Origin of the sequence: Novispirillum itersonii (assembly GCF_014205675.1) — a bacterium.
GTDB classification, from domain to species: domain Bacteria; phylum Pseudomonadota; class Alphaproteobacteria; order Rhodospirillales; family Rhodospirillaceae; genus Novispirillum; species Novispirillum itersonii_A.
Genome location: NZ_JACIIX010000006.1, coordinates 115,888 through 136,935, shown reverse-complemented (window position 1 = coordinate 136,935; position 21,048 = coordinate 115,888). Strand labels below are relative to the sequence as shown.

Below are 21,048 nucleotides of genomic sequence, written 5' to 3'. Positions count from 1 at the left end.
TTCTGCCTGCCCGTCGTCAGTTCGCGGCAACCGAACCGCCGTTGGCGGCCGCCAGCGCGGACTGATAGTTCTCGATCAGGTGAACAACCGACGCATGCATCGGATCAAGGAACGAGGACGGATAGATCCCCATCCACAGCACCACCAGGATCAGCGGAACGAACATCGCGATTTCCCGCGGGCTCATGTCCAGCAGCGCCTTCAGGTCTTCCTTATCCAGCTTGCCGAAGCAGATGCGACGGTACAGGAGCAGGGCATAGGTGGCGCCCAGGATCAGACCGGTGGCGGCAAACAGGCCGACCCAGGTGCTGGTCTGGAAAGCCCCCAGCAGGACCATGAATTCGCCGACGAACCCGGCAGTGCCCGGCAGGCCGACGGAGGCCATGGTGAAGAACAGGAAGACGGTGGCGTACTTCGGCATGGTGTTGGACAGGCCGCCGTACCGGGCGATTTCACGGGTGTGCAGGCGGTCGTAGACCACACCGACGCACAGGAACAGCGCACCGGACACCACCCCGTGGGACAGCATCTGGAAGATGGCGCCTTCGATGGCCTGCTGGTTGAGGGCAAACACACCGATGGTCACAAAGCCCATGTGGGCAACGGAGGAATAGGCAATCAGCTTCTTCATGTCGTCCTGCACCAGCGCAACCAGCGAGGTGTAGATGACAGCAATGATGGACAGGGTGAACACCATCGGCGCGAAGAATTCGGTCGCTTCCGGCAGCATCGGGATCGAGAAGCGGATGAAACCGTAGCCACCCATCTTCAGCAGCACACCGGCCAGAATGACGGACCCGGCGGTCGGGGCTTCCACGTGGGCATCGGGCAGCCAGGTATGAACCGGCCACATCGGCACCTTGACCGCGAAAGAGGCAAACATCGCCAGCCACAGCCACAGCTGCATTTCGTACGGGAAGCGGGTCTGCATCAGGGTCGGGATGTCAGTGGTCCCGGCGACATAGAGCATCGCCAGCAGGGCCACCAGCATCAGGACCGAGCCGAACAGAGTGTACAGGAAGAACTTGAAGGCAGCATACACCCGGCGCGGACCACCCCACACCCCGATGATGATGAACATCGGGATCAGGACCGCTTCGAAGAAGATGTAGAAGATCACATAGTCCAGCGCGCAGAACATGCCGATCATGAAGGTCTCAAGGACCAGAAAGGCCAGCATGTATTCCTTCACGCGCTTTTCCACCGCGCCCCAGGTCGACAGAATGCAGATCGGGGTCAGGAAGGTGGACAGCAGGACAAAGAACAGCGAAATGCCGTCGATGCCCATGTGATAGTTGATGCCCCAGTCGGGCAGCCACTGCACTTTCTCGACAAACTGGAAGTCGGCCGTGGCGGGGTTGAACCCCCGCCACAGGGCCAGCGACAGAACGAAAGTGGCCAGAGAGGTCAGCAGGGCCACATTGCGGGCATTGCGCGCAACGACAGCCTCATCACCACGGACGAACAGAATGAACGCCGCGCCGACCAGAGGAAGAAAGGTGACGAGTGACAGCAAGGGAAGGTCGGTCATCGGTGCTTATCCTGCCTTTGACATCAGGAACCAGGTCACGAACACCGCAACACCAAGGATCATGGCGAAGGTGTAGTGATACAGGTAGCCAGACTGGGCCCGCGACACGCGGCGAGCGATGTCCCGGGTGGCGGCGGCGATCCCGTCGGGGCCGACGCCATCGATCAGCGCACCATCCCCGCCCTTCCAGAAGTGGCGGCCCAGAACGAACGCCGGACGCACGAAGATGCGGTCATACAGTTCGTCGAAGTACCACTTGTTGAGCAGGAACAGATAAACCGGACGGAACACGCGGGCAATAACACCCGGGATGCCCGGAGCAAACAGATACAGCACGTAGGCCAGAGCAATCCCGCCAACGCTCATGTACAGCGGCAGCAGCTTCACCCAGGACGGAACATGGTGAGCGTGGGCAACGGAGTCGGTGGCATCAAGAACCTTGATCGCCTCACCCCAGAACGCCTCGCGGCCTTCACCGACGAACAGATCGTAGCCGACATACCCGGAGAACAGGGCACCAACCGCCAGAACCAGCAGCGGAACCAGCATCACCGGCGGGCTTTCATGGATATGGCCCATGACATGCTCGTTGGCGCGCGGCTTACCGTGGAAGGTCATGATCAGCAGACGCCAGGAGTAGAACGCGGTCATCCCGGCGGCAGCGATGCCGAGGACGAACGCATACATGCCCGGGCCGGAATGCGACGCGTAAGCGGCTTCCAGAATCATGTCCTTGGAATAGTACCCGGCAAAAAACGGGATACCGGCCAGAGCCAGAGACCCGACCCACATCATGGCATAGGTGACCGGAATGTGCTTCCAGATCCCGCCCATCTTGCGGATGTCCTGTTCGTCAGACATGGCGTGAATGACGGAACCGGCCCCGAGGAACAGCAGCGCCTTGAAGAAGGCGTGGGTCATCAGGTGGAACACGGCGGCCTGATAGGCATGCACGCCGATGGCGAAGAACATGTAACCCAGCTGCGAACAGGTGGAGTACGCGATCACGCGCTTGATGTCGTTCTGGGTGCAGCCGACAGTGGCGGCGAAGAAGGCGGTGGTGGCACCGACAACCGCAATCACCGCCAGCGCATCCGGGGCATATTCATACAGCGGCGACATGCGGCTGACCATGAACACACCGGCGGTCACCATGGTGGCAGCGTGGATGAGGGCGGACACCGGGGTCGGGCCTTCCATCGCATCCGGCAGCCAGGTGTGCAGGCCAAGCTGAGCCGACTTACCCATGGCACCGACGAACAGCAGCAGACCGATGATGGTCAGGGCGTGCGCCTGAATGCCGAAGAAGGTAACGGTGGCATCAGCATATTCCGGGACGGCGGCGAAGATGTCCTTGAATTCGACGGAGCCGAACAGGAAATACACCCCGAAGATCCCCAGCGCGAAGCCAAAGTCACCGACACGGTTGACAACGAAGGCCTTGATGGCGGCGGCGTTGGCCGACGGCTTTTCGTACCAGAAGCCGATCAGCAGGTAAGACGCCAGACCGACGCCTTCCCAGCCGAAGAACAGCTGAACGAGGTTATCGGCGGTCACCAGCATCAGCATCATGAAGGTGAACAGCGACAGGTAGGCCATGAAACGGGGCACCGACTTATCGTGGTGCATGTAGCCCCACGAATACAGGTGCACCATCGACGACACCGAGGTGACCACCACCAGCATGACGGCGGTCAGGGTATCGACATGGACCGACCAGGACACCTGAAGATCCCCGGAGGAGATCCACTTGAAAAGCTGAATGCTCTGCGGCTGACCGTTCAGGCCAACCTCGATGAAAATCATGATCGACATGGCCGCCGAGGCCATGACGGAGCCGGTGGTCACCAGCTGCGCCCCGCGGTCCCCCAGAATGTGGCGGAAGAACCCGGCGATCATCGCCGCCAGAAGCGGCAGGAAGATTGCTGCGACGTACATTGCGTGGTTCCTCAGCCCTTCATCTGGTTGATGTCCTCAACCGCGATGGAACCACGGTTGCGGAAGAACACGACCAGGATCGCCAGACCGATCGCCGCTTCAGCAGCGGCAACGGTCAGGATGAACAGGCTGAACACCTGCCCGACCAGATCGTGGAGGAAGGTCGAGAACGCCACCATATTGACATTCACCGACAGCAGCATCAGTTCGATGGACATCAGGATGATGACCACGTTCTTGCGGTTCATGAAAATCCCGATCACCCCGAGAACGAACAGGATTGCCGAGACCGAAAGATAGTGCGAAAGCCCGATGGTCAGCATCAGATGCCCCCTCTGGTCGAGACCTTCTTCAGCTCCACCGTGCGGCCACGGTCAAGCTGCGCCGCGATGTTCTGCTTGTGCACACCCGGACGGGTGCGGTGGGTCAGCATGATCGAGCCGATCATCGCCACCAGCAGAACCAGACCCGACGCCTGGAAGAGGTAGATGTAGTCGGTGTAAATGATGTTCCCCAGCGCCTGAATGTTGGAGACCGCGCCCGGGTCAGCCAGCGGCTGGGCCCGTGCGGCCTCAATTTCAGGGGCCAGCACCCAGCCGCCGGTGATGGCGGCGATTTCGGCGAACAGCACCACACCGATGGCCACGCCGACCGGCATGTATTCCGCCATGCCTTCCCGCAGGTTCAGGGTGTTGATGTCCAGCATCATCACCACGAACAGGAACAGCACCGCAACCGCGCCGACGTAAACCACGACCAGCAGCATGCCGAGGAACTCAGCGCCCATCAGCACGAACAGACCGGCCGCGTTGAAGAAGGTGAGGATCAGCCACAGCACGGAATGAACCGGGTTGCGGGCGGTGATCACCATCACCGCCGAGAACACGGCGATGACGGAGAACAGATAAAACGCCAGACCCTGGATAATCATCTGTTCCCCTCCCCCGCCCGCAGAGCGGGCATGTTGACCAGAGACATAATTTTGCCTTGAGAATTCATGGTGTCCCGGGCCTCGCCTTAACGGTACGGCGCATCAAGCTCGATGCGCTTGGCGAGTTCCTTTTCCCACCGGTCCCCGTTGGCGAGCAGCTTGTCCTTGTTGTACAGCAGCTCTTCGCGGGTTTCGGTGGCGAACTCGAAGTTCGGCCCTTCGACAATGGCATCCACCGGGCAGGCTTCCTGACAGAAACCGCAGTAGATGCACTTGGTCATGTCGATGTCGTAGCGGGTGGTGCGGCGGCTGCCGTCATCACGCGGTTCGGCTTCGATGGTGATGGCCAGCGCCGGGCAGATCGCCTCGCACAGCTTACACGCAATGCAGCGCTCTTCCCCGTTGGGGTAGCGGCGCAGCGCATGTTCGCCACGGAAACGCGGGCTCAGCGGGCCCTTTTCCATCGGGTAGTTGATGGTCACCTTCGGCTTGAAGAAATACTTCAGCGTCAGCGACATCCCCTGCAGAATTTCGGTCAGCAGGAAGGACCGGACGGTACGGTCGATAAAAGCCATTTTGCCGTTCTCCCTTCCACTCAGTTCCACGGGGTCCAGCCGGTGGCCTTCAGCACACCAGCGGTCAGCACCAGCCACAGCAGCGAACCCGGCAGGAACACCTTCCAACCCAGACGCATCAGCTGGTCATAGCGATAACGCGGGAAAGCGGCACGGGCCCAGATGAAGATGTACAGCAGCAGCACAACCTTGATCAGGAACCACAGCGGGCCCGGAATCCAGTTGAACGGCGCGATATCAACCGGGGGCAGCCAGCCGCCGAGGAACAGGATGGTGGTCATCCCGCTCATCAGGATCATGTTGGCGTATTCACCCAGGAAGAACAGGCCGAAGGTCATCGCCGAATATTCGACGTTGTACCCGGACACCAGTTCCGCTTCCGCTTCCGGAAGGTCGAACGGGTGGCGGTTGGTTTCGGCCAGAGTGGAGATGAAGAACATCACCGCCATCGGCAGGTGCGGAATGATGAACCACACGCTGTTGGCCTGCGCCTCGACGATCTTGGTCAGGTTCAGCGACCCGACGGTCAGCAGAACCGAGATCATGATCAGGCCCATTGCCACTTCGTAGGACACCATCTGCGCCGCAGAGCGCATGGCACCGAGGAAGGCATAGCGGGAGTTGGAAGCCCAGCCCGCCATGATGATCCCGTACACGCCCAGCGAAGAAATCGCGAACAGGTACAGGATACCGACGTTGAGATCAGACAGAACCCATCCGGCATTGACCGGGATCACCGCCCACGCGATCAGCGCGAGAATGAAGGTGATCATCGGGGCCAGAATGAACACGGCGCGGCTGGCGCCGGTCGGGATGATCGTTTCCTTCAGCAGCAGCTTCAGGCCGTCGGCCAGCGGCTGGAAGAGACCGAACGGTCCGACCACGTTCGGGCCACGGCGCATCTGCATGGCGCCGATGACCTTGCGTTCCATCAGGGTGAGGTAAGCGACGGCCCCCAGCAGCGGCAGCACAATCGCCAGAATCTGGGCAACAATGATGATGCCCGGCCAGATATAGCCTTGCCAGAGGTCAGCCATGGGTTCCCGTCTTCCGCTTCTGGTTGCCGTTCACGTACACTTCCGTGCATTCCGCCATCGTGCGGCTGGCACGGCTGATCGGATCGGTCATGTAGTAGTTCTTGACCGGGCTTTCGAAGGCCGCGGCATCGATGGCACCGGCAACGCCAAAAGCGCCCCATTTGCCAGCCGGAACGGCGGTATCTTCATCGAACACCGGGCTGACGGCGGCCAGACGGTCGCGCACCTGCACCAGCGTGTTCTGCGGCAGGGTATGGCCCAGCACCTCGGACAGGGCCCGGATGATGGTCCAGTCTTCCTTGGCTTCACCCAGCGGGAACACGGCACGGGCGGTGCGCTGCATCCGGCCTTCGGTGTTCAGGTAGGTGCCGCTCTTTTCGGTGTAGGCGGCACCCGGCAGGATCACGTCGGCGCGCATCGCCCCGGCGTCCCCGTGGGAGCCCTGATACACCACAAAGGCCTTGCCCAGACGCTTGGTGTCGATTTCGTCGGCACCCAGCAGATAGACGAAGTCCAGCTCGCCCTTTTCGGCACCCGACAGGATCCCGTCAAGATCACGGCCATTGGCCCCCGGCACGAAGCCGAGTTCCAGACCGCCGACGCGGGCGGCGGCGGTGTGCAGAACGTTGAAACCGTTCCACCCGTCCTTGACCAGACCACAGCTGTCCACAACCTGCGACGCCAGCGCCAGAATGGCAGCGGAGTCCTTACGGGTCAGCGCCCCCATGCCGAGGATGATCATCGGCTTCTGGGCGGCCTTCAGAACGGCAGCGAACGGCGAGGAGCCATCGGCCACAGCCTTCAGGGCATCCGGACCGGTGCCGAGATGATCAACCTTATAGGTCAGGTCGGTGGCTTCGCCGATCACGGCGAACTTGGCCTTCCCGGTCAGGTAGCGCTTACGCAGACGGGCATTGAGGACCGGAGCTTCCCAGCGCGGGTTAGACCCGACGATCAGGATGGCATCAGCCTCGTCAATCCCGGCGATGCCGGAATTGAACTGCCACGACAGCCGGTTCGACAGGTCGAACACCGCACCGTCCTGACGGCAGTCGAAGCTGCGCGAGCCCAGAGCGGTCAGCAGGTCCTTCAGCAGAACCATCGATTCCGCATCGGCCATATCCCCGGCAACGGCGGCCATTTTGGCACCGCTGGTGGTCTTGACCTTGGCGGCAATGGCCGCAAAGGCTTCCTGCCAGCTGGCCGGAACCAGCTTGCCGTCCTTGCGGACATAGGGGGTGTCGAGGCGCTGGCGGCGCAGACCGTCGATGGCATGGCGGCTCTTGTCGCCCAGCCATTCCTCGTTCACGTCTTCGTTCAGACGCGGCAGCACACGCAGCACTTCGTTGCCACGGGCATCAACACGGATGTTGCTGCCGACGGCGTCGAACACGTCGATGCTTTCGGTCTTCTTCAGTTCCCACGGGCGGGCATTGAAGGCATAGGGCTTGGAGGTCAGCGCACCCACCGGGCACAGGTCCACCAGATTGCCCGACAGCTCGGACCCGATGGCCTTTTCCACATAGGTGGTGATTTCCATATGCTCGCCACGGTTCACACCGCCCAGATCCGGGGCACCGGCAACTTCCTGCGCAAAGCGGACACAGCGGGTACACTGGATGCAACGGGTCATTTCCGTCGCCACCAGCGGGCCCATGTACTTGTCCTGCACCGCACGCTTCTGCTCGGTGTAGCGGGAACGGTCGTAACCGAAGGCCACGGCCTGATCCTGAAGATCACACTCGCCGCCCTGATCGCAGATCGGGCAATCCAGCGGGTGGTTGATCAGCAGGAATTCCATCACGCCCTTACGGGCCTTGACCGCCATCGGGCTGTTGGTCTTGACGGTCATCCCTTCGGCGACCGGCATGGCGCAGGAGGCCGCCGGCTTCGGCGGGCCCGGCTGCACTTCGACCAGACACATACGGCAGTTACCGGCAATCGACAGGCGCTCGTGGTAGCAGAAACGCGGGATTTCAATCCCGATCTGCTCGGCCGCCTGAAGGATCGTGGTGCCAGCGGGCACCTCGACTTCGATTCCGTCAATCGTCAGTTTGGGCATAACCCTCTGATCCTCCTTATTCGGCGGCCTGCGCCCGACGACCGAGGCGTTCCTCGATCTGCGGACGGAAATGACGGATCAGGCCCTGAATCGGCCACGCGGCGGCGTCGCCGAGAGCGCAGATGGTATGGCCTTCAATCTGCTTGGACACATCGAACAGCATGTCGATTTCCTCGACGCTGGCGCGGCCCTGCGACATGCGTTCCATCACGCGCCACATCCAGCCGGAGCCTTCGCGACACGGGGTGCACTGCCCGCAGCTTTCATGCATGTAGAACTTGGCAAGACGGGTGATCGCCCGCACCAGATCGGTGGACTTGTCCATCACGATCACGGCAGCGGTGCCAAGGCCCGACTGCACGGCGCGCAGGCTGTCGAAGTCCATCAGCACGTCGTCGCAGATGTTCTTCGGCAGCATCGGCACGGAAGACCCGCCCGGAATGATCGCCAGCAGGTTATCCCAGCCGCCGCGCACGCCGCCACAGTGCTTCTCGATGAGTTCCTTCAGCGGAATCCCCATCTCTTCTTCGACGTTGCACGGCTTATTGACGTGCCCGGAGATGCAGAACAGCTTGGTCCCGGTGTTGTTCGGGCGCCCCAGACCGGCGAACCAGTCGGCACCGCGACGCAGGATGGTCGGGGCGACGGCAATGGATTCGACGTTGTTCACGGTGGTCGGGCAGCCGAACACGCCGACACCCGCCGGGAACGGCGGCTTCAGGCGCGGCTGACCCTTCTTGCCTTCGATCGAGTTGATCAGGGCAGTTTCTTCCCCGCAGACATAGGCACCCATGCCGCGGTGGATGAACAGATCGAAGTCCCAGCCGGAGCCGGAGGCGTTCTTGCCGATCAGGCCCGCTGCATAGGCTTCATCAATGGCCCGCTGAAGCGCTTCCGCCTCGCGGTAAAATTCGCCACGGATGTAGATGTAGCAGGTGTGGGCGCGGATGGCGTAGGAGGCGATCAGGCAGCCTTCGACCAGCTTATGCGGGTCGTGGCGCATGATGTCGCGGTCCTTACAGGTCCCCGGCTCGCCTTCGTCAGCGTTGACCACCAGATAGTGCGGACGCTCCCCGACTTCCTTCGGCATGAAGGACCACTTCATGCCGGTGGAGAAACCGGCGCCGCCACGGCCACGCAGGCCGGAGGCCTTCATCTGGTCGATAATCCATTCCGGACCCTTGTCCAGAATCGCCTTGGTGTTGTCCCAGTCACCACGGGCCTGCGCGCCCTTCAGGAACGGGTCCTGAATGCCGTACAGGTTGGTGAAGATGCGATCCTTATCCTGAAGCATCAGGCATCTCCCTTCAGAGTGGTCGGGCCGCCTTCGGGGCAGGAGGTCTGACGGCCGATCTGCGAGCCGACGGTCACCGGCTTGCCGTCCTTCAGCGCCTGAAACAGTGCCTTGGCGTTGTCGTAGGTCAGATCTTCGTAGTAGTCGTCACCGATCTGGGCCACCGGCGCATTCACGCAGGCCCCGGCGCATTCGACTTCCTCGAGGGTGGCTTCGTCGTTGGACTGGCCAAAGCCGATGCCGAACACTTCCTCGGCAGCGCGCTTGACGTCATCAGAGCCGCGCAGCCAGCAGGAGATGTTGGTGCACAGCTGGACGTGATGCTTCCCGACGGGGCGCAGCCGGTACATGGTGTAGAAGGTCGCGACCTCGTACACCTTGATCGGCGGCATGCCGAGCAGGTCAGCGATATAGTCCATGGCGGCACGGGACAGCCAGCCGACCTGACGCTGGGCCAGATCAAGCAGCGGCATCACGGCGGAGCGCTGACGGCCCGCCGGATACTTGGCGATGAACACCTTGGCCTGTTCCATCACTTCCGGAGTGAAAGCGAAGGTTTCCGGCTGCGGCACGTTGGGATCGGGATAGTGCGAACTCATCGGTCAATCTCACCGAAAACGACGTCAATGGAGCCGATGATGGCCGGAATATCGGCCAGCATGTGACCCTTGGACATCAGGTCCATGGCCTGTAGATGCACGTAACCCGGCGAGCGGATCTTGCACTTGTACGGCCGGTTGCTGCCATCGGAGACGAGGTACACGCCGAATTCCCCCTTCGGGGCTTCGGTGGCCACATATGTTTCCCCGGCGGGAACATGGAAGCCTTCGGTGAACAGCTTGAAGTGATGGATCAGGGCTTCCATCGAGCCTTTCATTTCACCACGCTTCGGCGGGGTCGCCTTGCGGTCATCGGTCTTCACCGGGCCCTTCACCTTCTCCATGCGGTCAAGGCACTGGTGAATGATGCGCAGGGACTGGTGCATTTCCTCGACGCGGACCAGATAGCGGTCGTAGCAGTCGCCGGTCTTGCCGATCGGAATATCGAAATCCATGTCTTCATAGGCATCGTAGGGCTGCGACTTGCGCAGATCCCAGGCGAAGCCGGAGGCCCGCAGATTCGGACCGGCGAAGCCCCAGTCCAGCGCCTCTTCCGGGGTCACGACACCGATGTCCACCGTCCGCTGCTTGAAGATGCGGTTGTTGGTGATCATGGTTTCCATGTCCCGGACGTAGTTCGGGAACTCGTTGGCCCACTGGCGGATCCGCTCGGCCAGACCGGCCGGAAGATCCTGCGACACCCCACCGGGGCGGAAGTAGGCCATGTGCATGCGCGCACCACAGACCGCCTCGCAGAATTCGAAGATCAGCTCGCGCTCTTCGAAGGCCCACAGCATCGGGGTCATCGCGCCGACGTCCATGGCGTAGGACGGCACGTTCAGCAGATGGTTGCCGATGCGCACCAGTTCCGCGAACAGGGTCCGGATCAGCTTGGCGCGTTCCGGCACTTCGATGCCCAGCAGCTTCTCGACCGCCAGAACATAGGAATGTTCCATGTTGATCGGGGAACAGTAATCGAGGCGGTCAAAGTACGGCAGAGCCTGCACGTAGGTCTTGTGCTCGATCAGCTTTTCGGTGCCGCGGTGCAGCAGGCCGATGTGCGGATCCGCACGGTCCACCACTTCGCCGTCCAGCTCCAGCACCAGACGCAGCACACCGTGCGCCGCCGGATGCTGCGGACCGAAGTTGATGTTGAGGTTTTTGATTTGCGTTTCGCTCATCTTACTTCCCCTCGGCCTTGGCGGTGGCCTTTTCGTCACCCGGCAGCCAGCGGGTGGTCATGCCTTCCCACGGGCTGAGGAAGTCCCAGTTACGGAAGTCCTGAACCAGTTTGACCGGCTCGTAGACCACACGCTTCTGGTCTTCGTCGTAGCGCATTTCGACATGCCCGGTCAGCGGGAAGTCCTTGCGCAGCGGATGACCCTGGAAGCCGTAGTCGGTAAGAATGCGGCGGAGGTCGGGGTGATCGGCGAAGAACACGCCGTACATGTCCCACACCTCACGCTCGAACCAGTTGGCGGTCGAGAAGACCGGCACCACCGAGGCCACCGGGGTGTTCTCGTCAGTGGAAACCTTCACGCGGATGCGCTGGTTGTGCTTCATGCTGAGCAGGCAATAGACCACATCGAAGCGCTCTTCGCGCTGCGGGTAGTCCACCGCCGTCAGCTCCACCAGTTGCGAGAACCGGCAGTTGACGTCGTCGCGCAGGGTGGTCAGCACCTTAACGATGCTGCCGCGCACCACGGTGATGATCAGTTCCTGCTTGAGGATCTCGGCGCTGATCAGGTCCTGCCCCAGCAGGGAGGACACGTGATCGCGCAGATCGCCAAGGGCCTGCATCTGTTCGTCGGTCAGTTTCATGGTCAACCCGACCCCTTCCTCAAACCTGCATCAGCGGTGAAGACCGCCGGTACGGCGGATCTTCTTCTGGAGCTGCATGATGCCGTAGACCAGCGCTTCGGCGGTCGGCGGACAGCCCGGAACGTAGACATCCACCGGCACGATGCGGTCACAGCCGCGCACCACGGAATACGAGTAATGGTAGTACCCGCCGCCGTTGGCACAGGACCCCATCGAGATCACCCAGCGCGGCTCGGCCATCTGGTCGTAAACCTTGCGCAGCGCCGGAGCCATCTTGTTGGTCAGGGTCCCGGCAACGATCATCACGTCAGACTGACGCGGCGACGGGCGCGGCACGATGCCCAGACGGTCAAGGTCATACCGGGGCATGTAGGCGTGGATCATCTCCACCGCGCAGCAGGCCAGACCGAAGGTCATCGGCCACAGCGACCCGGTCCGGGCCCAGTTGACAAGACTGTCAACGGAGGAGAGCAGGAAACCGCGCTCCTGTAGCTCGGCATTCACCACATCGGCGAAAGCGGCATGATTGGCCCCGGCGGCGGGCAGCGCGCCCGGAGCGGAAGTCTGGCCGGTCACTCCCATTCGAGTGCTCCCTTCTTCCATTCATAAACGAAGCCAATGGTCAGCACGCCCAGGAACACCATCATCGACCAGAACCCGAGCATGCCGACGTCGCCGAACGACACCGCCCACGGGAACAGGAAGGCGACTTCCAGGTCGAAAATGATGAACAGAATGGCCACCAGATAATAGCGCACGTCGAAACGGGCGCGGGCGTCGTCAAACGCCTCAAAGCCGCACTCGTATGCCGAATCCTTCTCAGGATCCGGGCGCTGCGGGGCAACGATGTAGGATGCCAGCACGGCAATCCCTGCGACGGCGACCGCGATCCCGAGGAAGATCAGGATCGGCAGGTACTCGCGGAGCAAGTTCTCCATGAGCGTAGCTCCAACCTCCTGCTGCGGCGGCTGGCAGCCTGAAGCGTCTTGCGGTCTGCCGCTTCCGCCCCCACATGCCCGGGCGGACGGTGGAAGAAACGGAAACGCACGGCAGTGCCGGGGCGGAATCCCCGCATTGGGGCCCGTTCCGGCGGCAATCCTTCAGGCGGCACACACCCCCGTGCCAAAAACAAGTGGTTCGCCCGGGGCGGCCCTGCCTGTTCAGGCAGGGCGCGGCTACCGTACCCGACGCGCCCTCTGTCAGCGTTCCTTCTGACCGGAAGTCCATCCCCAGTCAGGACTTCAGTCTATACGGCCGACCGGGTCCGGTGGATCTGTCTGCCACAGGGCGGACATCTTTCGGACACAGAAACGCCGCGTAAAGAAGGTACGCAGGCACAGGACGCGCGAAGAACGGGCCCCGCGCGGAATCGCCGTGATGTAATCCCCGCCCTTGAAACAAGTCAAGCAAACAAGGCCATTGACAGGGAAGTTTCTGCACCGCCACATCAAGGCAGACCCTAGGTTTTTGCGGTGCACACCATGGCCGTCCAAGCCGCCTGTTTTTCGCGAAGAGGGCAGACGCCGGGCAGTGTTTTTTCCTGCCTTTGCGTTCCTGCCCCCTACCCTTTGCGGCAGGAATGAGGCAAAGGCGGAGGAATCAACGCTCCGGCCCGGCCCCGGCCTGGCATCGTGGCAGAGAGCACCGGCCCTCTTGCCATGGCGGGATCCGGTCGGGCACCATCGCGGAAGGCTCTGGGGGCTTTAAGATTTTCGCGGTATGGTTTCGGGCCTGCGCAGGCACCGGCCATTCTGGCCGCAACGGCAAACAGGGGGAGCCATGCCGTCCACCACCGTCACCCGAGAGGTCTATTACTCGCAGGAGCAGATGTACTCTCTGGTCGCTGACGTCGAGTCCTATCCCGCCTTCGTTCCCAACTGGCAGGCGGTGCGGGTGCGCAACCGCCGGGATGACAGCTACACCACCGATCAGGTGGTGCGGATGGGGCCGGTGCGCCACACCTTCACCACCCGCACCCGCACGGTGGCCCCGTCGTTGATCGAGGTCACCTCCTCCGATCCGCCGTTCCGGTCCTTCAGTCTGCGGTGGTCGTTTGAAACCGCCGAGGACGGCGGCTGCCTTATCACTCTTGTTTCCGATTTCGAGCTGCGGATCCGCGCCTTTCAGGTGATCGGCGCACTGCTGTCGGCAGACTCGATCCACCGGATGATTTCGTCCTTTGAAACCCGGGCCCGCGCCCTGTACGGCCCCCCCGGAGCAGAAAGCCATGCCTGACGGTACCAATCCCCGCCCCGCCCGACACCCGCAGCCGTCCCTGCCCGGCCACGATGCCGGGGATGTTCCGGCCTATCTGGCCGAAACCTACACCTGGGCTTACCTGTCCGGGTTCGGCACCCGCTTTTTTGATTATCAGGCGGTGGTCAACACCATCCTGTGGGGCAATGCTGACCGCCTGATGGACTGGGTGGCCCGCGATATCACCCCCGGCAGCACCGTCTGGCAGCCCGCCGCCGTCTATGGCGGATTCTCCCGCCGCCTTGCCGACCGCACCGGCCCGCTCGGCCGCCTGATCGTCAGCGATGTCGCCCCGGTGCAGGTGGATCTGACCACCCGGAAGCTGACCGGGATACCGCAGGCCCGGGTGATCCGTCACGACGCCCGCGAGTCTCTGCTGTCACCGGATACCGCAGAGCCGATGCAGGCCGATACCGTCACCTGCTTCTTCCTGCTGCATGAGGTTCCGGCAGAGGCCAAACGGCAGGTGACCGCCGCCGTCCTGCGCTCCGTCAGCCCCGCCGGGAAGGCGGTGTTTGTCGATTACCATGCTCCGGCGCTGTGGCATCCGCTGCGGCCGGTGATGATGCTGGTCTTCGCCCTGCTGGAACCATTTGCCCGCGAACTGTGGACAACGGAGATTCAGCAGATTGCCGCAGACTCCGATGCCGATGACAGCGCTTTCAGCTGGCATAAGGAAACCCTGTTCGGCGGCATGTATCAGAAGGTCACCGCCACCCGGATCCGGTAAGTCCCCGACTGTATTCATGGGGTTTTATTTGCTTCGTATACAGGCGGCGGCATCTTCCCGCCATGCGCGGGACGCAGAGCGGCCCCTCCCCTGACCTGCCAACCGTCACAAGGACTTAACGTTTCCTTACGGCAAAACCTCAGCTATCATCCGGTCATTGTGTCCGTCCCGGCCCGCCGGGGCGGCGCACAGCGGATTTTGAGGAGGCAGCAGGGCATGGATGTCCTTCAGACAGATGTGGTGATCGTCGGCGCCGGTGGCGCGGGCCTGCGTGCCGCCATTGCGGTGGCCGAAGCCGATCCGGCGCTGTCGGTGACGCTGATCTCCAAGGTGTACCCGATGCGCAGCCACACGGTGGCGGCGGAAGGCGGGGCCGCCGGGGTGATCAAGGAAAACGACAGCCTTGAAAACCACTTCAACGACACCATCGGCGGCTCCGACTGGCTGGCCGATCAGGACGCCGTGGAGTTTTTCGTTGAGCAGGCCCCGAAGGAGCTGACCCGGCTGGAACACTGGGGCTGCCCGTGGAGCCGGGACCCGGATGGCCGGGTCGCCGTCCGCCCGTTCGGCGGCATGAAGATTGAACGCACGTGGTTTGCCGCTGACAAAAGCGGCTTCCACATTCTGCACACCCTGTTCCAGACCTCGATGAAATATCCGTCGATCAAGCGGCTGGACGAGTACTACACCACCGATCTGCTGCTGGAAGACGGCCGCGCCGTCGGCGTGCTGAGCCATGAGATGCGCAGCGGCAAGCCGGTGGTGGTGCTGGGCAAGGCGGTGATCCTCTGTACCGGCGGTGCCGGGCGGGTCTTCCCGTTCACCACCAACGGGGCGATCAAGACCGGTGACGGCATGGCGATGGCCTATCGGGCCGGGGTGCCGTTGCAGGATATGGAATTCGTGCAGTACCACCCCACCGGCCTGCCCGGCACCGGCATCCTGATTTCGGAAGCGGCGCGCGGCGAAGGCGGGATTCTGGTCAACAAGGATGGCTATCGTTACCTTCAGGATTACGGCATGGGTCCGGCGGACCCGTGGCCGCGCAAGAAGGCGATGGAACTGGGGCCGCGGGACCGCCTGTCGCAGTCGTTCTGGCAGGAACAGCAGAAGGGCCGCACCATCCAGAGCAAATGGGGTGATGTCGTTCACCTCGACCTGCGGCATCTGGGCGAGAAGAAGATCAACGAACGGCTGCCATTCATCCGTGATCTGGCCAAATCCTATGTCGGGGTCGATGTGGTCACCGCGCCGATCCCGGTGCGCCCGGTGATCCATTACACCATGGGCGGCATCGCCAGCGATATCACGGCGGGCACGCCCCTGCCCGGCCTGTTCTGCGCCGGGGAAACCGCCTGCGTGTCGATCAACGGGGCCAACCGCCTTGGCTCCAACTCGCTGGCGGAACTTCTGGTGTTCGGCAAAGTCGCCGGGGAAGCGGCGGCCAGGCTGGCCCGCAGCGTGCCCGCCCCGTCAGAGGCATCGGCACTGGCTCAGGCCAAGGCCCACCGCGCCCGGGCCGAAGCGCTGGTTGACGGCTCCCGTGGGACCGAGGCGGTGGCCACCATCCGCCGCGACATGATGGCGACCATGGAATCCGGCTGCGGCATCTACCGCACGCAGGAAGGGCTGGAACAGACCTGCACCACCCTGCGCGATCTGCGCCGCCGCTACCGCGACGTCAAGATTTCCGACCGCAGCTGGGTGTTCAACACCGACCTGACGCAGGCGCTGGAACTGGGGGCGATGCTGGAAATCGCCGAAACCATGGCGCTGTCGGCCCTGCTGCGCACGGAATCGCGCGGGGCGCACCAGCGCCTTGACCATCCGCAGCGGGATGACGCCGGTTTCCTGACCCACAGCATGGCGTGGCGGCAGGGCGACGAACCGCCACGGATTGACTACAAGCCGGTGACGATCACCAAATCCCAGCCCGCCGCCCGGGTGTATGGGGGGGCCGCATCATGAGCAACACCACAACCGTCACGCTGGAAGTCCTGCGTTACGACCCCGAGCGGGATCAGGAGCCGCGCTTCCAGAGCTTTGAGGTGCCCTATGACGAGGACTGGGTGGTTCTGGATGCCCTCAACTGGATCAAGGACAACGCCGACAGCTCCCTGACCTACCGCTGGTCCTGCCACATGGCGGTGTGCGGATCCTGCGGCATGGTGGTCAACGGCGAGGAAAAGCTGACCTGTAAGGCCTTCCTGCGCGATTACCTCGGGCGCGGCCCGATCCGGGTGGAGCCGCTGCGCAACTTCCCGATCGAGCGCGATCTGGTGGTGGACATGGAAGGCTTCATGGCCAAGCTGGAATCGGTGAAGCCGTGGATCATCCGCGAGGAAGAAAAGCCGGTCGAGGATGGCGAATACATCCAGCTGCCGAAGCAGCTGAAGCGCTTCAAGCATCACACCCTGTGCATCAACTGCCTGCTGTGCTACAGCGCCTGCCCGCAGGTCGGCCTCAACCCCGGCTTTATCGGTCCGGCAGCGCTGGCACTGGCGCACCGGTATAATCTGGATTCCCGCGATCAGGGCCGCCATGAACGGCAGGAAGTCACCGGATCCGCCGACGGGGTGTGGGAATGCACCTTCGTCTCTGCCTGCTCCGAGGTCTGCCCGAAGCATGTGGAACCGGGCGGTGCCATTCAGGAACAGAAAATCGCCAATTCCGTCGACTGGTTCCTTGATCACCTGATCCCGGGCCGGTCCAATGCGGGGAGGACCAAGGAATGAGCCGTCGCCCCTATACCCCGAAAATGACCTATGGCTGGTGGCTGGACCGACCGTTCTACACCCGTTACATGATCCGGGAACTGTCCAGCGCCTTTGTCACCGCCTACAGCGGCCTGCTGATTATCGGCCTGTGGCGGCTGGCGGAAGGCGAAGCGGCGTGGAACGGTTATGTCAGCGCCCTCAGCCATCCGGCGGCGCTGGTGTTTCAGGGGGTTGCCCTGCTGTTCGCGCTGTATCACACGGTGACGTGGTTTGCAGTCACCCCGCGTACCACCCCGGTGATCGTCGGCGAGGATTTTCTGCCGCCGCAGCCGGTGATCATCGCCCAGTATGCCGCCTGGATCTTCGCTTCGGCGGTGATCATCGGCGCGGCCCTGTGGTTTTAAAGGACGGAGGGAAAGATATGGCCCGTTCCAGCAAGCCCATCGTCTGGCTGCCTTTCGCCGCCGGAGGGACCCTGTCGGCCTTCCTGCTGCCCGCCCTGATCATCGTCACCGGCATTCTGGTGCCGCTGGGGCTGGCCTCCGGGGCTTTTTCCTATGGCACCATGCGCGCCTTTGCCGCCTCGCTGATCGGCAAGGTCATCCTCGCCGGAGTGATCCTGCCCTGCCTGTGGCACGGTGCCCACCGCCTGCGCATGACCCTCCAGGACCTGTTCCTGCGCGGCGAAGACGGCCACCGTATCGCCGGAGCCCTGTGCTACGGCATCGGCGCAGTGCTGACCCTGCTGTGCGGCGCCGCCCTGCTGACGGTCTGGTAAACCCTTCCGGTCTCAGTCTGTTGCAAAACCCCATTGATCGGGACCGGTCAATGGGGTTTTCTCTGCGCTCGCCCTGACAGTTTTCCTCCGACTCGCAAAGCAGATATCATGACCGATACGGCCCCCGAAATTGCCCAGCTTCAGGAACGCATTAACGAGCTGGAAGGCCATGTCGCCCATCTGGAGCTGGCCCAGCAGGAGATGAGTGATCAGATGGCCGCGCAGTGGGACCAGATCGACCGTATGACCCGGACGCTGGAACTGATGCATCGCAAGATGACCAGTCTGGAACCGGCGCATGAGGTCACCAAGCCGCCGCACTATTGATCTGCGGACAAGAAATACTTTCCTCTCAGGACGATACGGTCATCACCCTGAATTTCCCTCCGGCCTGAAATCCATTCTCTTCTCCAGGCTATATACCCACAAAATTTTTAACTATTTCAATTCGCTCTTGCAACATCTCTGTCACGACCTATAGTTCCGCCCGAATGAGCGGGGATCCTGACTGCCGAAAGCGGTCTCCGCAGGGTCCTCCGCCGGTGCGAAGGGTCCCGGAGCGTTTTCTGATTGAGTGGATTATGGTCAGCCAAAAGAACGCTCTATCCTGAAAGAGTCAGAGCGTTTTCAGCGCAAAGCCGGTGTCCACTTTTACTGAAAGCACTCCAGTGTCGTAAGAGAGGACCGACATGCGTTTTCTGCCTTATCTGCTCGCCGTGTTCATGATTGCCCCGATGGGCATCTGGATTGCTCTGGAATCCATGCTGGGCGGCAAGAGCACCAGCTTTGCCGGGGAAACCCAGCAGCAGGTCTATACCCTTCTGCCGATCGCCCTGATCGCCATTTTCCTGCTGGCGTTCTGGATGAGCCGCGTGATTGCCCGCACTCAGGGCCGCGCCTCCTGAGGCCTGCCGCAGGGCACAGATACAAAAACGGCGCATTCCCCACGGATGCGCCGTTTTTCATGCCGGTCCCACAGCAGGCCCGATAACAGAGAGGCATCAGCCCCCGGTCTGCCACTTCAGCAAGGGCACCGTCGCCTTCGGCAGGCTGCCATCCGCCGATGATGCCGTGGTGACCCCCAGCACAATGAACTGGAAGCCATCCGGCCGCTCCACCGTCAGCAACAACGGCCCGGGTCCCGCCAGCAGGGCCTTCGCCTGCGCGATATCCGCCACCGGCTGCTGGTTGACCTGAGCAATCACGTCCCCCGGCCGCAATCCGGCCAGCTGGCCCCGGCCACCGGCATCCACACCGTCCACCACCACCCCACGGCTGCTCCAGCGCAGGTTATAGCGTTTGCGCCGTTCAACCGACAGGCTGGACAGGGTCAGCCCGACCTCATGCGCCCCTTCACGGGCTTCCGGCGGCGGCTGATAGCCGACAGGCAGCGCCGACAGAGAAGAGGCCGGAGACATCCACTGATCATTGCGGGCCGTATCCATCACATAGGGGCCATCCGGCAACTGGGCCGCCAGAACGGTTTCCCCCGCCACCACCGGCAGGTCAGCCGCCCCCACCCCAGCCAGAAACACCGCGTTCCCACGCTCCGCCAGAACATACCAGCGCGGCCCCATGGCCTGTAGCGTCACTTCCAGCATATCCGGGGCGGTGACCACACTGCGGCCAACCGCCACGATGACGTCACCCGCCTTCAGGCCTGCCTGCGCCGCTGCCGATCCGGGGTCCACCTGACGGACGATCACCCCGACCGATCCCCAGCGCACCCCATAATCCAGACGGTTCTTTTCTGACAGGGCGATCACGGTCAGGCCGAATTCCGGCAGGACCGCCGTCGCCACCGCGCTGATCTTCCACCCCGCAGGCCAGCTGCCCATGGTCACCGCCACCGGCTGTTCCACCTTGCCCCGCCAGATGCGGAAGGAAACCGGCTGGCCGGTCCGGGTGGTGCCCACCCGCGACACCAGATCGTCGAAACCGCTCACGGTCCGCCCGTCAAAGCCCAGAATGACATCCCCGGTGCGCAGCCCCCCCTGCCATGCCGGGCCACCGCCCTCGACATCGCGGACAATGACCCCGCCGCCTGCGGTCAGCGACAGCGCCTGACGGATGGACGGATCAACCGGCTGGACCTGAATACCCAGAAAGCCACTGTCCGCCGCCGCAGGGCCACACCACAGGGCAGCGGCGATGGCAGCAACCGCGCCCAGACGGCCACGGCAGCGCCGGGGAGCCGGGGCCTGCCCCTGCGCGGTTGCCCGATGCGGACCGGAAGGTTTGAACAGCTGCTTAAGCCACACGAGACCCGCTCCCCGTTTTCTGCCCCCCTTGATACGGGGTCAGTCTGAAAATCCGTCACCCGGCACCGGAAAACTGAATCTCCGGTCACCCGATCCGATCGCCCCCTGCTGCCCCCAGCGGAAAGCTTTACCGTATGCGATCATACCTGTGGAAGATTGAAAGAGCCTTAATTGCCCGGATTGCCATAACCCGCATTGATGCAGGATCAGGCATCTGTTCCCCCCGCGGCAACGGCAATCCACCCGCTTCGGCCCCCGGATGCAACCTCAATCGGCAACCCCTTGATCCCGCAAAGCAAAACCGCCCGGCTCTTTCGAACCGGGCGGCCTTGAATCTGGCGGAGCGGGAGGGATTCGAACCCTCGGTACGAGTTACCCCGTACGACAGTTTAGCAAACTGCTGGTTTCAGCCACTCACCCACCGCTCCACTGCGTGTCGGCTTGTGCGGCCTGAGGAGGCGGTTTTTAATGGATGCCGCCGCCCCGGTCAACCCAGAAATGTCGGAAATTGCACTTTT

At 62.6% G+C, this 21,048-nt stretch carries 22 protein-coding genes and 1 tRNA gene; 8 read left to right on the top strand and 15 right to left on the bottom strand.

All coding sequences use genetic code 11. The annotated features are described in order from the left end of the window. Nucleotides 1-16 precede the first annotated feature (16 nt). The 13 genes from FHS48_RS09735 to FHS48_RS09675 form a co-directional block, all read right to left on the bottom strand. On the bottom strand, nucleotides 17-1,531 hold the full coding sequence (locus tag FHS48_RS09735) for an NADH-quinone oxidoreductase subunit M (protein WP_184263372.1): 1,515 nt from the start codon (nucleotides 1,529-1,531) through the stop codon (nucleotides 17-19). 6 nt (nucleotides 1,532-1,537) lie between these two features. Further along, a complete protein-coding gene (nuoL, locus tag FHS48_RS09730) occupies nucleotides 1,538-3,469 on the bottom strand; it encodes an NADH-quinone oxidoreductase subunit L (protein WP_184263371.1) in 1,932 nt (643 codons plus the stop codon). A gap of 11 nt (nucleotides 3,470-3,480) precedes the next feature. Further along, nucleotides 3,481-3,789, bottom strand: a complete 309-nt coding sequence (nuoK, locus tag FHS48_RS09725) for an NADH-quinone oxidoreductase subunit NuoK (protein ID WP_026344985.1) — start codon at nucleotides 3,787-3,789, stop codon at nucleotides 3,481-3,483. 2 nt (nucleotides 3,790-3,791) lie between these two features. Next, nucleotides 3,792-4,400, bottom strand: coding sequence for an NADH-quinone oxidoreductase subunit J (locus FHS48_RS09720; protein WP_184263370.1), 609 nt, complete (start codon nucleotides 4,398-4,400; stop codon nucleotides 3,792-3,794). Between the two features lie 86 nt (nucleotides 4,401-4,486). Then, nucleotides 4,487-4,975, bottom strand: coding sequence for an NADH-quinone oxidoreductase subunit NuoI (nuoI, locus tag FHS48_RS09715; RefSeq protein WP_019643602.1), 489 nt, complete (start codon nucleotides 4,973-4,975; stop codon nucleotides 4,487-4,489). 20 nt (nucleotides 4,976-4,995) lie between these two features. Further along, nucleotides 4,996-6,012, bottom strand: a complete 1,017-nt coding sequence (gene nuoH, locus FHS48_RS09710; RefSeq protein ID WP_184263369.1) for an NADH-quinone oxidoreductase subunit NuoH — start codon at nucleotides 6,010-6,012, stop codon at nucleotides 4,996-4,998. Beyond that, nucleotides 6,005-8,074, bottom strand: a complete 2,070-nt coding sequence (gene nuoG / locus FHS48_RS09705) for an NADH-quinone oxidoreductase subunit NuoG (protein WP_184263368.1) — start codon at nucleotides 8,072-8,074, stop codon at nucleotides 6,005-6,007. The genes nuoH and nuoG overlap by 8 nt, the downstream gene beginning before the upstream one ends. Before the next feature lie 16 nt (nucleotides 8,075-8,090). Then, nucleotides 8,091-9,368, bottom strand: a complete 1,278-nt coding sequence (nuoF, locus tag FHS48_RS09700) for an NADH-quinone oxidoreductase subunit NuoF (RefSeq protein ID WP_184263367.1) — start codon at nucleotides 9,366-9,368, stop codon at nucleotides 8,091-8,093. Continuing rightward, entirely contained in the window at nucleotides 9,368-9,967 is a 600-nt protein-coding gene (locus FHS48_RS09695) for a complex I 24 kDa subunit family protein (protein WP_184263366.1), read from the bottom strand. The genes nuoF and FHS48_RS09695 overlap by 1 nt, the downstream gene beginning before the upstream one ends. Further along, nucleotides 9,964-11,148: an NADH-quinone oxidoreductase subunit D gene (locus FHS48_RS09690; RefSeq protein WP_184263365.1), complete on the bottom strand. Its 1,185-nt coding sequence runs from the start codon at nucleotides 11,146-11,148 to the stop codon at nucleotides 9,964-9,966. Before FHS48_RS09690 ends, FHS48_RS09695 begins: the two co-directional genes overlap by 4 nt. Before the next feature lies 1 nt (nucleotide 11,149). After that, nucleotides 11,150-11,788, bottom strand: a complete 639-nt coding sequence (locus tag FHS48_RS09685; RefSeq protein WP_184263364.1) for an NADH-quinone oxidoreductase subunit C — start codon at nucleotides 11,786-11,788, stop codon at nucleotides 11,150-11,152. Nucleotides 11,789-11,818: 30 nt separating this feature from the next. Continuing rightward, nucleotides 11,819-12,370, bottom strand: a complete 552-nt coding sequence (locus FHS48_RS09680) for a NuoB/complex I 20 kDa subunit family protein (protein ID WP_019643595.1) — start codon at nucleotides 12,368-12,370, stop codon at nucleotides 11,819-11,821. Further along, nucleotides 12,361-12,726: an NADH-quinone oxidoreductase subunit A gene (locus FHS48_RS09675; RefSeq protein ID WP_019643594.1), complete on the bottom strand. Its 366-nt coding sequence runs from the start codon at nucleotides 12,724-12,726 to the stop codon at nucleotides 12,361-12,363. Before FHS48_RS09675 ends, FHS48_RS09680 begins: the two co-directional genes overlap by 10 nt. Nucleotides 12,727-13,567: 841 nt before the next feature. Here FHS48_RS09675 and FHS48_RS09670 point away from each other — a divergent pair. The 8 genes from FHS48_RS09670 (at nucleotide 13,568) to FHS48_RS09635 (ending at nucleotide 19,174) form a co-directional block, all read left to right on the top strand. Further along, nucleotides 13,568-14,023, top strand: a complete 456-nt coding sequence (locus FHS48_RS09670; RefSeq protein ID WP_184263363.1) for a type II toxin-antitoxin system RatA family toxin — start codon at nucleotides 13,568-13,570, stop codon at nucleotides 14,021-14,023. Continuing rightward, on the top strand, nucleotides 14,016-14,774 hold the full coding sequence (gene rquA, locus FHS48_RS09665; RefSeq protein WP_184263362.1) for a rhodoquinone biosynthesis methyltransferase RquA: 759 nt from the start codon (nucleotides 14,016-14,018) through the stop codon (nucleotides 14,772-14,774). Before FHS48_RS09670 ends, rquA begins: the two co-directional genes overlap by 8 nt. A 216-nt stretch (nucleotides 14,775-14,990) precedes the next feature. Further along, complete coding sequence (frdA, locus tag FHS48_RS09660; RefSeq protein WP_184263361.1) at nucleotides 14,991-16,742, top strand: fumarate reductase (quinol) flavoprotein subunit; 1,752 nt, start codon at nucleotides 14,991-14,993, stop codon at nucleotides 16,740-16,742. Continuing rightward, nucleotides 16,739-17,509, top strand: a complete 771-nt coding sequence (locus FHS48_RS09655) for a succinate dehydrogenase/fumarate reductase iron-sulfur subunit (protein ID WP_184263360.1) — start codon at nucleotides 16,739-16,741, stop codon at nucleotides 17,507-17,509. Before frdA ends, FHS48_RS09655 begins: the two co-directional genes overlap by 4 nt. After that, nucleotides 17,506-17,895 (top strand): fumarate reductase subunit C, encoded by a 390-nt coding sequence (locus tag FHS48_RS09650; RefSeq protein WP_184263359.1) that lies wholly within the window; start codon nucleotides 17,506-17,508, stop codon nucleotides 17,893-17,895. Before FHS48_RS09655 ends, FHS48_RS09650 begins: the two co-directional genes overlap by 4 nt. Nucleotides 17,896-17,912: 17 nt before the next feature. Then, nucleotides 17,913-18,269 (top strand): fumarate reductase subunit FrdD, encoded by a 357-nt coding sequence (gene frdD / locus FHS48_RS09645; RefSeq protein WP_184263358.1) that lies wholly within the window; start codon nucleotides 17,913-17,915, stop codon nucleotides 18,267-18,269. Between the two features lie 108 nt (nucleotides 18,270-18,377). Next, the gene (locus FHS48_RS09640) at nucleotides 18,378-18,596 is read left to right on the top strand and encodes a SlyX family protein (protein WP_184263357.1); all 219 of its coding nucleotides are present in this window, start codon (nucleotides 18,378-18,380) and stop codon (nucleotides 18,594-18,596) included. A gap of 362 nt (nucleotides 18,597-18,958) precedes the next feature. Next, complete coding sequence (locus FHS48_RS09635; RefSeq protein WP_184263356.1) at nucleotides 18,959-19,174, top strand: hypothetical protein; 216 nt, start codon at nucleotides 18,959-18,961, stop codon at nucleotides 19,172-19,174. 96 nt (nucleotides 19,175-19,270) lie between these two features. Here the strand turns inward: FHS48_RS09635 and FHS48_RS09630 are convergent, their stop codons facing one another. Both FHS48_RS09630 and FHS48_RS09625 read right to left on the bottom strand, forming a co-directional pair. Next, nucleotides 19,271-20,530, bottom strand: coding sequence for a PDZ domain-containing protein (locus FHS48_RS09630; protein ID WP_184263355.1), 1,260 nt, complete (start codon nucleotides 20,528-20,530; stop codon nucleotides 19,271-19,273). A 336-nt stretch (nucleotides 20,531-20,866) separates the two neighbouring features. Continuing rightward, nucleotides 20,867-20,958: transfer RNA gene (locus tag FHS48_RS09625), tRNA-Ser, on the bottom strand. Nucleotides 20,959-21,048 lie beyond the last annotated feature (90 nt).

Coding starts and splice junctions, on each gene's coding strand:
- FHS48_RS09735 (WP_184263372.1), bottom strand. CDS start 1,531: ATGACCGACCTTCCCTTGCTGTCACTCGTCACCTTTCTTCCTCTGGTC.
- nuoL (WP_184263371.1), bottom strand. CDS start 3,469: ATGTACGTCGCAGCAATCTTCCTGCCGCTTCTGGCGGCGATGATCGCC.
- FHS48_RS09720 (WP_184263370.1), bottom strand. CDS start 4,400: ATGATTATCCAGGGTCTGGCGTTTTATCTGTTCTCCGTCATCGCCGTG.
- nuoI (WP_019643602.1), bottom strand. CDS start 4,975: ATGGCTTTTATCGACCGTACCGTCCGGTCCTTCCTGCTGACCGAAATT.
- nuoH (WP_184263369.1), bottom strand. CDS start 6,012: ATGGCTGACCTCTGGCAAGGCTATATCTGGCCGGGCATCATCATTGTT.
- nuoG (WP_184263368.1), bottom strand. CDS start 8,074: ATGCCCAAACTGACGATTGACGGAATCGAAGTCGAGGTGCCCGCTGGC.
- nuoF (WP_184263367.1), bottom strand. CDS start 9,368: ATGCTTCAGGATAAGGATCGCATCTTCACCAACCTGTACGGCATTCAG.
- FHS48_RS09695 (WP_184263366.1), bottom strand. CDS start 9,967: ATGAGTTCGCACTATCCCGATCCCAACGTGCCGCAGCCGGAAACCTTC.
- FHS48_RS09690 (WP_184263365.1), bottom strand. CDS start 11,148: ATGAGCGAAACGCAAATCAAAAACCTCAACATCAACTTCGGTCCGCAG.
- FHS48_RS09685 (WP_184263364.1), bottom strand. CDS start 11,788: ATGAAACTGACCGACGAACAGATGCAGGCCCTTGGCGATCTGCGCGAT.
- FHS48_RS09680 (WP_019643595.1), bottom strand. CDS start 12,370: ATGGGAGTGACCGGCCAGACTTCCGCTCCGGGCGCGCTGCCCGCCGCC.
- FHS48_RS09675 (WP_019643594.1), bottom strand. CDS start 12,726: ATGGAGAACTTGCTCCGCGAGTACCTGCCGATCCTGATCTTCCTCGGG.
- FHS48_RS09670 (WP_184263363.1), top strand. CDS start 13,568: ATGCCGTCCACCACCGTCACCCGAGAGGTCTATTACTCGCAGGAGCAG.
- rquA (WP_184263362.1), top strand. CDS start 14,016: ATGCCTGACGGTACCAATCCCCGCCCCGCCCGACACCCGCAGCCGTCC.
- frdA (WP_184263361.1), top strand. CDS start 14,991: ATGGATGTCCTTCAGACAGATGTGGTGATCGTCGGCGCCGGTGGCGCG.
- FHS48_RS09655 (WP_184263360.1), top strand. CDS start 16,739: ATGAGCAACACCACAACCGTCACGCTGGAAGTCCTGCGTTACGACCCC.
- FHS48_RS09650 (WP_184263359.1), top strand. CDS start 17,506: ATGAGCCGTCGCCCCTATACCCCGAAAATGACCTATGGCTGGTGGCTG.
- frdD (WP_184263358.1), top strand. CDS start 17,913: ATGGCCCGTTCCAGCAAGCCCATCGTCTGGCTGCCTTTCGCCGCCGGA.
- FHS48_RS09640 (WP_184263357.1), top strand. CDS start 18,378: ATGACCGATACGGCCCCCGAAATTGCCCAGCTTCAGGAACGCATTAAC.
- FHS48_RS09635 (WP_184263356.1), top strand. CDS start 18,959: ATGCGTTTTCTGCCTTATCTGCTCGCCGTGTTCATGATTGCCCCGATG.